The organism is Clostridium tarantellae (assembly GCF_009295725.1).
GTDB classification, from domain to species: domain Bacteria; phylum Bacillota; class Clostridia; order Clostridiales; family Clostridiaceae; genus Sarcina; species Sarcina tarantellae.
Map to the genome: position 1 here is coordinate 1 of NZ_WHJC01000052.1, position 16111 is coordinate 16111.

The following is a 16111-nucleotide window of genomic DNA, read 5'->3' on the forward strand; positions in this document are numbered from 1 at the left end:
AATTTAAAATATTCTTCTTCTATTTCTGATACATCATTTGATAATCCATTAATCCAATGTTCTACTAAATCATTAGATGCTCTTAATGCTAAAGTAAATGTGGTCATCAATTCATTATTCACATATAAGGTTGCATTTCCATTATCAACTTCAACTCTCCATATATTCCAGTCATTATTTATGGTTACATTTTTTATACTTTCCCAGGTTCCTAAGCCTGTTATAGCATATACTCCATTTGGTTTAAAATCTAACATTAATCTATATTTTCCATCACAAACTTTAGTTCCTAAAGTTACATTAGCTCCTAAAGTTCCCGCTACAAAATCTTTAAACCTAGCCTTAAATTCTATACTATATTTAGATCTTATATTTAAATGCCTGTTTGTAATTGAAGTATTATTACCATTATTACTATACATACTAAGGGTATTCATATCTGTTAAATTTACTTGTCCTTGTCCTGCAATATTCCATTTATCTAATGAATTCCATTCTTCAGTTAACACTATATTACTACTAGTTGGATATACTATTTTACTTATATCATTTATTGGATTTAATTTTTGTTTATCCATAGTTATCCATTCTAAATTAAATTTCGCTAAAACTAATTTATTGTAGCCATCTTTTTCATATAAACAATATATTTCTTTTTTATCCCCACTTACTGCTAAATCTGAATATGCTGCTCCACCTGCATAAATGGTTCTAGTAATTTCCCATGTGTTTCCTTCATCCATAGATACTTTTATAGTAAGATTACTTCTTCCTGCTGTATTGTTTATATTACTAAATAATATTCTATTATTATAATATTCATCATTTCCTGTAAGTCTTATCATACTTGCAAAGCATACTGCATCATCTAAATCTTCATGAAGCTTTGGTGTTGACCAATTATTTACTCCATCTTTACTTATAGTTACTGCTCTTTTTTTCTCTGAACTTTTATTTCTCATATTTAAAAGTACTGAACCATCCATTAATTCAACTGCTGTAGTTTCATTAGGGTCTGGCATATAATCTTCACCTTTTATAATTTCCCCTCTTTTCCATGTTACTCCTTTATCATCACTATAAATTACAGAAGTAACTGATGGAGCATGACTTTTATTCAATGCAAGCCATACAGGTATAATTAATCTTCCATTTTTCAATTGAATTCCATGACCTGGCCCTGCAGCAATAACCACCCAATTATATTCCGTTTTAAATTCATTAAAGGTTGCTGTAATATCCACTGGAGTAGACCAAGTAACTCCATGATCTAAACTTTTAACATAATAAGCTGTTGCATATCCTATACAATATACTAAGTGTACTAATCCACTATTTTTATCTGCTATCATTACAGGATTATTGTAGGTCTTTCCTGTATTTATTCCATCAAATAATACTATAGGCTCACTCCAAGTTTCTCCTCCATCTGTGCTTCTTTTAATTACCAAATCCATAGTTGCCCAATCTGACCCACTACTTCTTCCTTCACAATAAGCTATTAAAGTTCCATTAGATGTGGCTACTATTCCTGGTATTCTTGTGGTTGCATATCCATCCTGTTCTGTGCTAAATACATTAAACTCTTTAAAAGTTTCTTCTGATTCATAATATAATTTAAAATATTCTTCTTCTATTTCTGATACATCATTTGATAATCCATTAATCCAATGTTCTACTAAATCATTAGATGCTCTTAATGCTAAAGTAAATGTGGTCATCAATTCATTATTCACATATAAGGTTGCATTTCCATTATCAACTTCAACTCTCCATATATTCCAGTCATTATTTATGGTTACATTTTTTATACTTTCCCAGGTTCCTAAGCCTGTTATAGCATATACTCCATTTGGTTTAAAATCTAACATTAATCTATATTTTCCATCACAAACTTTAGTTCCTAAAGTTACATTAGCTCCTAAAGTTCCCGCTACAAAATCTTTAAACCTAGCCTTAAATTCTATACTATATTTAGATCTTATATTTAAATGCCTGTTTGTAATTGAAGTATTATTACCATTATTACTATACATACTAAGGGTATTCATATCTGTTAAATTTACTTGTCCTTGTCCTGCAATATTCCATTTATCTAATGAATTCCATTCTTCAGTTAACACTATATTACTACTAGTTGGATATACTATTTTACTTATATCATTTATTGGATTTAATTTTTGTTTATCCATAGTTATCCATTCTAAATTAAATTTCGCTAAAACTAATTTATTGTAGCCATCTTTTTCATATAAACAATATATTTCTTTTTTATCCCCACTTACTGCTAAATCTGAATATGCTGCTCCACCTGCATAAATGGTTCTAGTAATTTCCCATGTGTTTCCTTCATCCATAGATACTTTTATAGTAAGATTACTTCTTCCTGCTGTATTGTTTATATTACTAAATAATATTCTATTATTATAATATTCATCATTTCCTGTAAGTCTTATCATACTTGCAAAGCATACTGCATCATCTAAATCTTCATGAAGCTTTGGTGTTGACCAATTATTTACTCCATCTTTACTTATAGTTACTGCTCTTTTTTTCTCTGAACTTTTATTTCTCATATTTAAAAGTACTGAACCATCCATTAATTCAACTGCTGTAGTTTCATTAGGGTCTGGCATATAATCTTCACCTTTTATAATTTCCCCTCTTTTCCATGTTACTCCTTTATCATCACTATAAATTACAGAAGTAACTGATGGAGCATGACTTTTATTCAATGCAAGCCATACAGGTATAATTAATCTTCCATTTTTCAATTGAATTCCATGACCTGGCCCTGCAGCAATAACCACCCAATTATATTCCGTTTTAAATTCATTAAAGGTTGCTGTAATATCCACTGGAGTAGACCAATTAACTCCATGATCTAAACTTTTAACATAATAAGCTGTTGCATATCCTATACAATATACTAAGTGTACTAATCCACTATTTTTATCTGCTATCATTACAGGATTATTGTAGGTCTTTCCTGTATTTATTCCATCAAATAATACTATAGGCTCACTCCAAGTTTCTCCTCCATCTGTGCTTCTTTTAATTACCAAATCCATAGTTGCCCAATCTGATCCACTACTTCTTCCTTCACAATAAGCTATTAAAGTTCCATTAGATGTGGCTACTATTCCTGGTATTCTTGTGGTTGCATATCCATCCTGCTCTGTGCTAAATACGTTAAACTCTTTAAATAACTGATCTTCTACTACATAGTTTATAACAGGATTCCAAAAAGTATTGTCTTGAGATATATTTCCACTACCATTATTGTTAATTGTAAAATATATATAATCATTTTCTTGTACAATTACTGTTATGTTTTGATTATATCCTACAGAATCATTATATTGTATAACTTGCCATTCTTTATCTAGTGGCCACAATTTAATACTATTATGCTTAATATTAACTTTTACTCCATCACCGCCTCCAAGATTAGCTTTTTTCACATTGCCTGAAATTTTTATTTTCCCACTGCTAGGACATTTAAATGCCAATACTATATCTTGTGTTGGTCCTGGATGTAACATAGATGGTTCATAAATTCTACACCATTCATGAGTTCCTTGCCATACTCCATTACCTATACTAATATTATAATTTAAATCTTTATATTCACCATTTACAAATTCTTTATAATACCAACCATTACTACCTTGAATCTTTGAAAAACCCTTACTGAATTCAAATGTATTTATATCTTTAACAGATAATAACGATCCATCTTCTAGCTGCAATGGTTGTTTTAAACTTTCTATTGTTATTAATTCTGATTGATTAGACTTAATTAAATAATCTCCTGGTGGTACATTAATAAAGGTATATAATCCTTTTGAATTTGCTGTTGTAAATGCCATAGGATTAAGATCATTATTTTCATTTATACGATAAAGCATAACATCAGCATTTTCTACTGTATTGTTCATACTATCTGTTATAGCACCAGATATAATTCCATCTGGTGCTTCTGGATTTTCATATAAGACTTTTAAAGTTGTTGTTATTTCACCTACATTCACCATAACAGATAACTCTTCATATTTATAACCTAATGCTGTAATTTTAACTTTATAATTTCCTGTCATTAATTCATTAAATACAAAAATTCCTGCAGTATCTGTATAAGTTATGGCAATTAAATTTTCTATACCATTCTCTACACCATATAATAATATTATAGCTCCAGATATCCCCTTTGAATTTATATCTAATAAAGTTCCACTTATTATTCCTAAATTAACATTAGTATCTGATTGTAATGTAAAATTAATTATTTTATTTTCTCCCAAAGATATTGTAAAAACTGGTATTTGTTTTAATTCTTTTCCTTCTGATATAACCATCATAGTATAAGCATTGCTATAAGGTATTGAAGTTATTGTATAATTACCATTTTCATCTGTCATAGTATTACTTAATGGTTGTAAATTTTCATTCATTAATTTTACTATGGCACCTTCAACTCCATTATTATTTGAATCTATTACTTTACCTGAAATTGATGAACCTATATTAATATCTTTATTGTTAAAATTAACCTGCATATCTAACCATGCTTCTGAACCTTTTCCAGAAACATGTACTATCTTAGATTGTTCTGAATTAAATCTATCTTTACGTATCTGCATTATGGAACTCCTTTTTTTCCTTTATTTTTACTCTTTTTAATATATGCATAATAATTTAAAATGATTATGCTTTATAAAATTTCTAATTTTATATTATCTATATTAATTAACAAAGAAAAAGAGCATATACTAATTAAATTTTTTTAAATTAACTAGTATAAGCTCTTAGTTTTTAAATATATTAAAAACCTTTAATTTGATAAAGTTCCAAATACATTACATTCAAAGAAGGATGCATAAACATATATTGATGGTAAACTCTTCATTTGAATCTTTACATATCTTACATTTTTTTCACTTAGGTTTATTGAAGATACTTGTTCCTTTTTCAAATTATTAGTATTATCAAAAACAGTTTTCCATGATGCATTGTCAGATGAAACTTCTATGGCAAAACCATAAGCCTCATTTTTCTCCCATACAATTTCCACTGCACTAATATCATAAGAATTCATTAAATCAACTTGCCACCAATGATAAGCTTCTCCAGTATTTGCACACCATCTAGTATTTAAAGCTCCATCATTTCCTTTTTCAGGTCCTCTACCATAAGCAGCCTCTGATGGACTTGATGTGGCTGGTTTATTAATAGATATTGATACTGCTGGCTTTTCACCTGCTAATATTCTTCTAACTATCTTCTCTAAAGATTTTTTGGCAGTATTTACTTCTACTCCAAAATCTACTCCATCTCCTAAACTTTTTCCTCTCTGTAAACTATTTAATATTTTATTCACTTCAAACTGCCAATCACTATGATTTTTCATTATATATCTTATTTTTTCATTATCCTGTATACCCTCTATTAGTCTCTCAAATCTTACAGAACTTCTTTCAGGATATACTTGAAAACAATCCCCTGATTCAAATTTTACGTGATCTGTAGAAACTAACGGATCTTCAACCCAACTATCATAGGCCCATCTTAAGAAACCATCTGCATCAAGTTTACTAGTATACCAACCAATCCACGCTGATTCAGCTGGATTAGATTTAGTAAACGAATTAGGATAATCTCCAGTTGCTAAATAGGTAGTTGTATTAAATCCCATATTTCTTCTATTCTTCATTAACATAGCCACTTCTGCTTCATTTTCTACATTTCTCATAGCAATAGAGATATCATGAATTTTACTATTCACATAACTTACATGATCATATGCCATAGCTCCTGAAATTTTTAATGGAGTTCCTTGAAGTAAATTAAAAACGGCATTCATAGTAGCCGTAGGTCTTTCATCCATAGCTACATAAGTTATATTTTCCCATCCTTTTGTTTTAAGATATGAAACAAAAGAAGTAATAAATTGCTTCCATATAGTTGTCCAATCAGCACTTCCTGGAGTAAAACTTTGACTTACCTCTTTGTTTTGTGCTCTATCAAAATAAAAAACTCTATTATTCCAAGGAACCATGCTATAGCAATTTATTTGATTTTTAATTCCTACCTCCATACATAACTGAACATATCTATCAAAATCAGTATAGTTAAAAGTAAAAGTAAGTGTTCCAATAGTTTCTTTAGTCCATTTTACCATTCCATCATATGGATCATAGGTTTGAGAATTCCATGGGTCCTTCATTATTGTTGTAGTTATTACTTTTTGTCCTGCTGATTTTAATAATTTTAAATGTGGTTTTAAATAATTTATATGCTCTGTAGACCATAAAGGAACATTAAAATATCTAGCTACTGCATATGGATTTTGCCATAAATCTAAATGGAAAGTCCAATTATCTGAAGCTGGCAATTCCATATTTAAAATTTCTAAATTAATTGTAAAATTAATTGTATCTATATTAGCACCATATACAGCTATTTGTCCCATATATTTACCTACCATAGCATTATTAGGAATTTTTATAGTTACCCATAGTGGTTGAATACTCTTAGCTTTTATGGTTACAGTACTAACATTATCTAATATATCTGGAATCATACTTCCTTCTGCTTGCACATATTTTAAGAAGTTAAAAGTTATATTTTCCTGCGCTATTATATTCCCATTATTATCCTTCAAATCAGTAGCTTTAACATAAACACTACTAATATCATCATTATCTGTCCATAATATTATCTCACTAGTTATTTTTTCTCCTTTCCACCCTACTATATCCCATTGCTTATTTGTACTTTCTTGAATTATTTCACTATATTGTTCATTTAAATAATGTTTATCTTTGCTACCAAAGAAACCTTGTAAACTCAAGGCTGAAAATTCATAGCTTACATACACTATTTTAGGATTCCAAAAAGTATTATCTTGTCCTATTTCTCCATTTCCACTGTTATTAACAGTAAAATATACAACTCCATCTTTTTCTACATCTAATGTTATATCCTGATTATATCCAATATCATCATTATATTTTATTAGTTGCCACTCATTATCTAATGGCCATACTTTATTATTATTATATTTGATATTAACTTTTACTCCATCTCCTCCTAAGATATTTTCTTTTTTAACATTACCACTAATATTTATTCTTCCACTCTTAGGACATTTAAAGGCTAATACTACATCTTGATTAGTACCAGGATGTAACATAGCTGGTTTATAAATTCTACACCATTCATGAGTTCCTTGCCATATCCCATTACCTATACTAGTATTATAAATTAAATCTTTATATGCTCCATTAGCAAATTCTTTATAATACCATCCATTATTTCCTTGAATATTAGAAAAACTTTTAGCAAATTCATATATATTGGATAAAACTCCAAATACATTACATTCAATAAATGATGCATATACCTTATCATTTGGCAAGCTCTTCATTTGAATTTTTACATATCTTATATTCTTTTCACTTAGATTTATTGAGGATACTTGTTCTTGTTTTAAATTACTTGTATTATCAAAGGCAACTCTCCAAGAAATATTATCAGCAGAAACTTCTATGGCAAAACCATAAGTTTCTTTTTTCTCCCATATAATTTCTACTGCACTAATATCGTAAAAATCCATCAAATCAACTTGCCACCAATGATAAACCTCTCCACTATTTGCACACCATCTAGTATTTAAATTCCCATCATTTCCTTTTTCAGGGCCTCTTCCAAAATCAGCTTCTGAGGGACTTGATGTAGCTGGTTTATCAATAGATATTGGTACTAATGGTTTTTCTCCCACTATTATTCTTCTAACTATATTATTAAACTTTTCTTTAGCAATGGAAACTTCTTGTCCATAATCAACTGAATAGTCACCAGAACCACCTTTTAATGCTTTAAGAATTTTTTCAATTTCAAACATCCATTCTGGATAAATTTTTAACAGTTGGGTAATCTTTTCACAATCTTGAATTCCTTCTATTAATCTTTCAAATCTTACAGAACTTCTAGCATCTGGATAAACTAAAAAACAATCTCCAGACTCAAATTTTACATGATCTGTAGAAATTAATGGATCTTTAACCCAACTATCATATGCCCATCTTAAAAATCCATCAGCTTTATATTTTGCAGTATTCCATCCAAGCCAAACAGCTTCACCTGGTTTAGATTTAGTAAAAGTATTTGGATATACTCCTGTACACACATAATAGGTAGTAATAAGTCCTAATGCTCTTCTGTGTTCTATAATATGATAAAACTCATCTGTTACTTCCCAAAGAGCAAGAGAAATATCATGAATATTATCTACTAAATCACTTACATTACCATAGTTCATAGCGCCTGAAATTCTAAGAGGAGTATTTCTAAGAAGATTCATTACAGCCTTCATATCATTTAAAGGTCTTTCATCCATAGCTATATAAGTTATAGATTCCCAACCTTTAGTTTTAACATGAGCTACAAAAGCATTAATAAATTGTTTCCAAATATTTATCCAATCAACACTTCCTGGAGTAAAACTTTGACTTACTTCTTTATTCTGTACTTTATCAAAATAAAAAACTCTATTATCCCAAGGAACCATACTATAACAATTTATTTGTTTTTTAATACCTATATCAATACATAACTGAACATATATATCAAAATCAGTAAAATCAAAAGTAAATGTTCCATTAGTATTTTTTGTCCATTTTACCATACCACCATAAGGATCATAGGTTTGAGAATTCCATGGATCTTTCATTATTGTTGTAGTTATTACTTTTTGTCCTGCTGATTTCAGTAGTTTTAAATGTGGTTTTAAATAATTTATATGCTCTGTAGACCATAAAGGAACATTAAAATATCTAGCTACTGAATATGGATTTTGCCATAAATCTAAATGAAAATCCCAATTATCTGGAGCTGGTAATTCCATATTTAAAACTTCTAACTTAATAGTAAATTTGATAGTATCTGAACTAGAAGAATATACCCCTATTTCTCCTGTATATTTACCTGATGTAGCACCATTAGGAATTTTTATTGTTATCCATAATGGCTGAATATCCTTAGCTTTTATACTTAAAGTATTAATATTGTCTAATATATCTGGAATCATACTTCCTTCTGCATGTACATATTTTAAGAAGTTAAAAGATATATTTTCCTGAGATATTATATTTCCATTGCTATCTTTTAAATCAGTAGCTTTAACATAAACACTACTAATATCATTATTTTCTGTCCATAATATTATTTCATTATTTATTTTTTCTCCTTTCCATGCAATTATATTCCATTCTTTATTTTCACTTTCTTTAATTATTTCACTATATTGTTCTTTTAAATAATGTTTATCTTTACTACCAATAAAGCCATGCAATCCTTGCATATTTAAAGTTGTAACATTATCATTTACATATACTATTTTAGGATTCCAAAAAGTATTATCTTGTCCTATATCTCCATTTCCATTATTATTAACAGTAAAATATATCATTCCATCTTTTTCTATTTCTATTGTTGTATCTTGATTATATCCAACAGAATCATTATATTTTATTGATTGCCATTCATTATCTATAGGCCAAATTTTCATATTATTATATTTAATATTAACTTTTATACCATTTCCAGAGCTAGTATTAGCTTTTTTCACTACGCTTGTAATATTTATTCTACCATTCTTAGGACATTTAAATGCTAACACTATATCTTGAGTTGGACCTGGATGTAACATAGATGGCTTATATATTCTACACCATTCATGACTTCCTTGCCATATACCATTATTTATACTGGTATTATAAGTTAAATCTTTATATTCTCCATTAACAAATTCTTTATAATACCATCCTTTATTTCCTTGAATATTAGAAAAGTCCTTATCAAATTCAAATATATCAGCTAAATTTCCAAATACATTGCATTCAAAAAATGATGGGTATACTTTTTCATTTGGCAAACTCTTCATTTGAATCTTTACATATCTAATACTCTTTTCATTTAAGTTTATTAAAGATACTTGTTCTTTTTTCAAGTTACTTGCATTATCAAAAGCAACTCTCCAAAACTTATTATCACTTGAAACTTCTATTGCAAAACCATAAACTTCATTATATTGCCATATAATTTCCACTTGATTAATATCATAAAAATCTAACAAATCCACTTGCCACCAATGATAAGCCTCTCCACTATTTGCACACCATCTAGTGTTTAAATCTCCATCATTACCCTTATCAGGCCCTCTACCATAAGCAGTTTCTGATGGACTTGATGTTACAGGTTTATTAAGAGCTACTGATATATCATAACTTATATATTCTATTTTAGGATTCCAAAAAGTATTATCCTGTGATATATCACCATTGCCATTATTATTAATTGTGAAATATATATAATCATCTTTTTTTACTGCTATTGTTAAATCTTGATTATATCCAGTAGCATTATTATAACTTATTAATTGCCAATCCATATTCGTTGGCCATATTATAATATTATTATACTTAATATTGGCTTTTACCCCATCACCACTTTTAATATTAGCTTTTTTCACATTAGCATTAATTTTTATTTTTCCACTACTAGGACATTTAAATGCTAATACTACATCTTGATTAGTACCAGGATGTAAAATAGATGGTTTATAAACTCTACACCACTCATGAGTTCCTTGCCATATCCCATTACCTATACTAGTATTATAAATTAAATCTTTATATGCTCCATTAGCAAATTCTTTATAATACCATCCATTATTTCCTTGAATATTAGAAAAATCTTTAGCAAATTCAAATATTTCCATATTATTATCAAAGTTAAAATTATCTAAATCTTCTAATTTTAATCTTATAGTCTTTATATATGGCTTATCATAGGTAGGCTCCCAATAACCATAGGAAGTTAATATAAATGTTCCATCACTAATTACCTCATTACCTGCATATCCACAATCACCAGATTTAACAGATGGAGTAAAATCTTCAATAAATCTAATTCTATATTGACCTTCTCTATTACGAACTAAATCCTCATAGGTTCCAACCCATCCTACCCAATCACCAGCTACCCAGTTATATATATCTCCTGTTTTATTAGGATCTCTTATTATTTCTCTAAAAGAAATTAATAATCTTCCTGATATAGGATCATAAGTTGCTTTATGTCTTTCACCCATTAAAGCTCCTTGTAATTCTCTTGGTTCTGTCCAAGTTTCACCTTCATCATTAGAAAATGCTATCATAGAATTATGCCGTTTTGCTTGACACCTACATAGTAATGCTAATTGATTACCATCTGGTGATCTTAGAGTTTCAATCTCACATAACTGTGCTGCTTTCTCTATAGTATTATGTGGCTCTAACAATCTTGCTGGTTCTGTCCACATTTCATTTCCATCAGCATCAAAACTTAAATAAGTTTTCCAGTTATTAAATGTTCCATCATGAAATATTCCCATCCATTTATTATCCCAGGAACCATCAGCTTTTTTTAATTGTGTTAAACTAGCATGAGCCACTATTCCTTGATATTTTCCAACTGGAAATCTGTGAATAAATTCACTCCATGTGATTCCTAAATCATCTGAATAAGCTGTTCTAAAACCTCCAGCTGCACTTCTAGGTACACCAGATATCATTTGTATTCTCATTGTTCCATCTGGTTTTTTTATTTTATATAATACTGGAGTTTCTTCACTAGAAGCCCAACTAGATGGGGTTGGCAATCTATCTGACCAAGTTAATCCAGCATCCATACTTTTCTTCATAATCACTGGTCCTTTTCCATGACCATTAGGATAAACCACATACATGGTTTTCTCATCATCTAATAAAACTGTAGAAGGATGGCCTAAATATACCCCTGACTGTTTATCTACTATAATTTGTTTATCGGTTTTTAAAGAAAAATCTATAAAAGGTATATTAAAGTACCCTACTGTAATTGTCATATTACTTAATTTTGTAATTTCATCTACTTCTAATACTCTATTAAATATATCTACATATCCTATATTACCCATATAAAACCATTCGCCTTCTGGTTTATCATCTAAATTTCTTCCTATATTCATAGAATCTAAAGAAGCAATGCTTGTAAAATTTATTACTGTATTAGATTCAGCCACTTTTTTACCATCTACATATATAACTACTCCAGTAGGTCCTAAAGTCATTATAACTATATGCCAAATTCCATCTGAATACTTTTCTATACTTTTAATATTTATACTAGAATTATCCCCTCTTATATGGCCATTAATTATGCCTCCATTTAATATTAAAGCCAATTCTTTAGAAGAGTGAGTGGATTGAGATGCACTAAATAAAGTCATTACATCTGTAGAATTATTAGTTTTAAATCTCACTAAAATAGAAGCATTTTTCAAATTTTTTACTTTAGGTAAATCACTAGTAATATCTAAATATTTTTTATTAATAGATTGTACTGAAAAACTTTCAAATTCATTAAAGGTTGCATTAACATTATAAGTTATGATAGGTTCATTATTATAAGAGAATAATGAACTTGCTTCTAAACTAAATGGCTCTGTTAAACTTTCTATTATTATTAGTTCTGATTGATTAGACTTAATTAAATAATCTCCTGGTGGTACATTAATAAAGGTATATAATCCTTTTGAATTTGCTTTTGCAAATGCCATAGGATTAAGCTCATTATTTTCATTTATACTGTAAAGCATAACATCCGCATTTTCTACTGTATTATTCATACTATCTGTTATAGTTCCAGATATAATTCCATCAGGTGCTTCTGGATTTTCATATAAAACTTTTGAAGTTGTTGTTATTTCACCTACATTAACCTTAATAGATAATTCTTCATATTTATAACCTAATGCTGTAATTTTAATTTTATAATTACCTGTCATTAATTCATTAAACACAAAAATTCCTGAAGTATCTGTATAAGTTATTGCTTTTAAATTTTCTATACCATTCTCTATATCATATAATAAAATTATAGCTCCAGTTATACCCCTTGAATTTATATCTAATAAGGTTCCACTTATTATTCCTAAATTAACATTAGTATCTGATTGTAATGTGAAATTAATTATTTTGTTTTCTCCTAAAGATATTGTAAAGACGGGTATTTGTTTTAATTCTTTTCCTTCTGATATAGCCATCATAGTATAAGTATTACTATAAGGTATTGAAGTTATTATATAATTACCATTTTCATCTGTCATAGCATTACTTAATGGTTGTAAATTTTCATCCATTAATTTTACTATGGCACCTTCAATTCCATTATTATTTGAATCTGTTACTTTACCTGAAATTGATGAACCTATATTAATATCCTTGTTGTTAAAATTAACCTGCATATCTAACCATGCTTCTGAACCCTTTCCAGAAACACGTACTATTTTAGATTGTTCCGAATCAAATCTATCTTTACGTATCTGCATTACAAAACTCCTTTTTCCTTTTATTTCTATCCTTTTCAGTATATGCTTAATTATATTAAAAGGATTATACTTTCTACCAAATTTCACTTGTAAACTATTTTAGGTAATTTAATTAAAGCTATTCAAATATTTTAATTACCATAATTTCAAAAATAAAAAACAGCTTATATTATTTAAATTTTATTTTAAATAATATAAGCTGTTTTTATGTATATTAATATGTTAAATATCTAATTGTATATTTTCACAATGTTTTGTTAATTAAAATTCTTCATATATAAATTTATATCCTACTCCTCTAATAGTTTGTATATATTGAGGATTTTTATCATCTTTTTCTATTTTTTTTCTCAAATGTCTTATATGAACATCTACAGTTCTAGTTTCACCTATATATTCATATCCCCATACTTTATCTAAAAGTATTTCTCTTGTAATTATTTTCCCTTTATTTTGTATTAAAAGTTTTAAAATCTCAAATTCCTTTAAAGTTAAGTCAACCTTTACACTTAATTTTTTAACTTCCCTATTTTGAAAATTAACTACTAATTCTCCAAAGGTAACTATTAATTCATCTTTTTTGGAATTACTTCTTCTTAAAAGTGCTTTTACTCTAGCCATTAACTCTCTTATAGAAAAAGGTTTAGTTATATAATCATCTGCACCAAGTTCTAACCCTAGTATTTTATCAGCTTCCTCACCTTTAGCTGTAATCATTATTATAGGAACATTTGAAATAATACTATCCCTTCTTATTTCTTTACAAACTTCAAGTCCATCTACTTCAGGTAACATTAAATCTAATAAAATTAAATCTATTCTCTTGCTTTTTATAATTTCTAATGCTTCTTTACCATCTGAAGCTAAAATAACACCATACCCATTTTTTTGCAAATTAAATTTTATTAATTCCCTAATATGCTCTTCATCATCCACTATTAATATTCTTTTATCAGACATTCTCTAAATCAGCTCCTTAATTATACCTTAGCATAAACATACCTTAAAATATATAACTTATCATATTAGCAATCTATAGTTAAATCCACTTAATAAATAAACCTAGAAATATAAAAAATTCTAGGTTTATTTATTACTTTTATTAAGCTCTAGGAATTAATCCTATTTTCTTTTGCATTTTTCTTAATATTTTTAATGCTGCATAATTTGCTTTTTCAGCACCTTTTTTATAAACTTCTTCTAAATCTTTTTTATTTTTTAATATAGAATTAACTTTTTCTTGAAGAGGAGTTAATTCTTCTACGATTATTTCAGCTACATCCTTTTTAAAGTCTGCATAGCCTTTATTCTTATACATTTCTACAACTTCCTCTGGAGTATATCCCTTAATTGCACATATAATATTTATTAAATTTTTAACGCCTGGTTGCTCATCAGTATAATTTACTACGCCTATACTATCTGTTACAGCTCTAGCTATTTTTTTTCTTATAATCTCTGGTGAATCCATTATTAAAATATAACTATTTTGATTTTCATCTGATTTAGACATTTTTTTAGCTGGCTCTTGTAGATTCATTATTCTAGCACCTACTGGTGGTATATAAGGATCTGGTACTTTAAATGTTGGGCTATATGAATTATTAAATCTTGAAGCTAAATCTCTTGCTAATTCTAAATGTTGCTTTTGATCACTACCAACTGGTACTAAATCAGTATTATATAATAATATATCTGCTGCCATAAGTACAGGATAAGTAAATAATCCTACAGGTATTGATTCTCCATGTTTTTGAGATTTATCTTTAAATTGAGTCATTCTACTCAGTTCACCCATATAAGAATTACAAGTTAATAACCATGCGGCTTCGCTATGAGCTGGCACATGAGATTGTATAAATAAAGTGTTTTTATCTGGGTCAATTCCTGCAGCCATATAAATAGCTAATACTTCTAAAGTTCTTTTTCTTAAGTCTGCTGGTACTTGTTTTACTGTTATAGCATGTAAATCAACTACACAAAAAAAGCAATCATATTCATCTTGAAGCTTAACCCAATTTTTTAAAGCTCCTAAATAATTTCCTAAAGTTAAATTACCTGATGGTTGAATTCCACTAAAAATAATTTTTTTATTGTTTTCCATTTCTTTTTCCTCCTTAATATTAAATATCTCAACATTTAATACATAAATGATTTTTCTAAAAATTAATTTAAAGAACAAAATCTGCTTCGCAGACCGCCTTCGGCACTTTAATTAAAGTTATCCACAGATTCTCAAAACTATAATTTCCTAAAGAATAAAAAAATCCCTATGAACATATAAAATATATTCATAGGGCGAACTATCGCGGTACCACCTATTATTGCAAATTATTAGATTCTTCTATATTTGCCTCTCAATGCTTTAACGTTAGCATACGGCTTAGAATACTTAAAATTCCTCTAAGCATTTCAAAGATCCATTCATTCTAAACATAACTATCACACTCTCACCATTATGTAACTCTCTGTATGTCTGTTTTTAGATTTACTACTTCTTCTCATAAACATTTTCTTAATTTAATTCTATATAAATACTATAGTCTTATCTATTAATATAGTCAACATGTATAATGATTTTTATAAATTTATTTTCCAACTAAATTCATTTAAAATTAGCATATAATGAATTATAAATCATTTAAAAAATTTCACTATTATATTATAAATTTATACTTAATTAATTAATTATTTATG

4 protein-coding genes and 1 other annotated feature are annotated in these 16111 nt (G+C 28.1%); all 4 genes read right to left on the reverse strand.

The window, feature by feature from the left end; genetic code table 11:
• Positions 1-4643 (reverse strand): exo-alpha-sialidase (locus GBZ86_RS05710; RefSeq protein ID WP_152888621.1); only part of this gene is annotated, 4643 nt, incomplete at its 3' end.
• Positions 4644-4834: 191 nt separating this feature from the next.
• Positions 4835-13414, reverse strand: a complete 8580-nt coding sequence (locus GBZ86_RS05715; protein WP_152888624.1) for a glycoside hydrolase domain-containing protein — start codon at positions 13412-13414, stop codon at positions 4835-4837.
• A gap of 261 nt (positions 13415-13675) precedes the next feature.
• Complete coding sequence (locus tag GBZ86_RS05720) at positions 13676-14374, reverse strand: response regulator transcription factor (RefSeq protein WP_152888627.1); 699 nt, start codon at positions 14372-14374, stop codon at positions 13676-13678.
• A 142-nt stretch (positions 14375-14516) separates the two neighbouring features.
• Entirely contained in the window at positions 14517-15518 is a 1002-nt protein-coding gene (gene trpS / locus GBZ86_RS05725; protein WP_152888629.1) for a tryptophan--tRNA ligase, read from the reverse strand.
• A gap of 187 nt (positions 15519-15705) precedes the next feature.
• Positions 15706-15928: a binding site (T-box leader), on the reverse strand.
• Between the last annotated feature and the right edge of the window lie 183 nt (positions 15929-16111).

What these genes read in the sequence shown, in the direction of transcription:
- GBZ86_RS05715 (WP_152888624.1), bottom strand. Translation starts at nt 13,414, where the DNA reads ATGCAGATACGTAAAGATAGATTTGATTCGGAACAATCTAAAATAGTA.
- GBZ86_RS05720 (WP_152888627.1), bottom strand. Translation starts at nt 14,374, where the DNA reads ATGTCTGATAAAAGAATATTAATAGTGGATGATGAAGAGCATATTAGG.
- trpS (WP_152888629.1), bottom strand. Translation starts at nt 15,518, where the DNA reads ATGGAAAACAATAAAAAAATTATTTTTAGTGGAATTCAACCATCAGGT.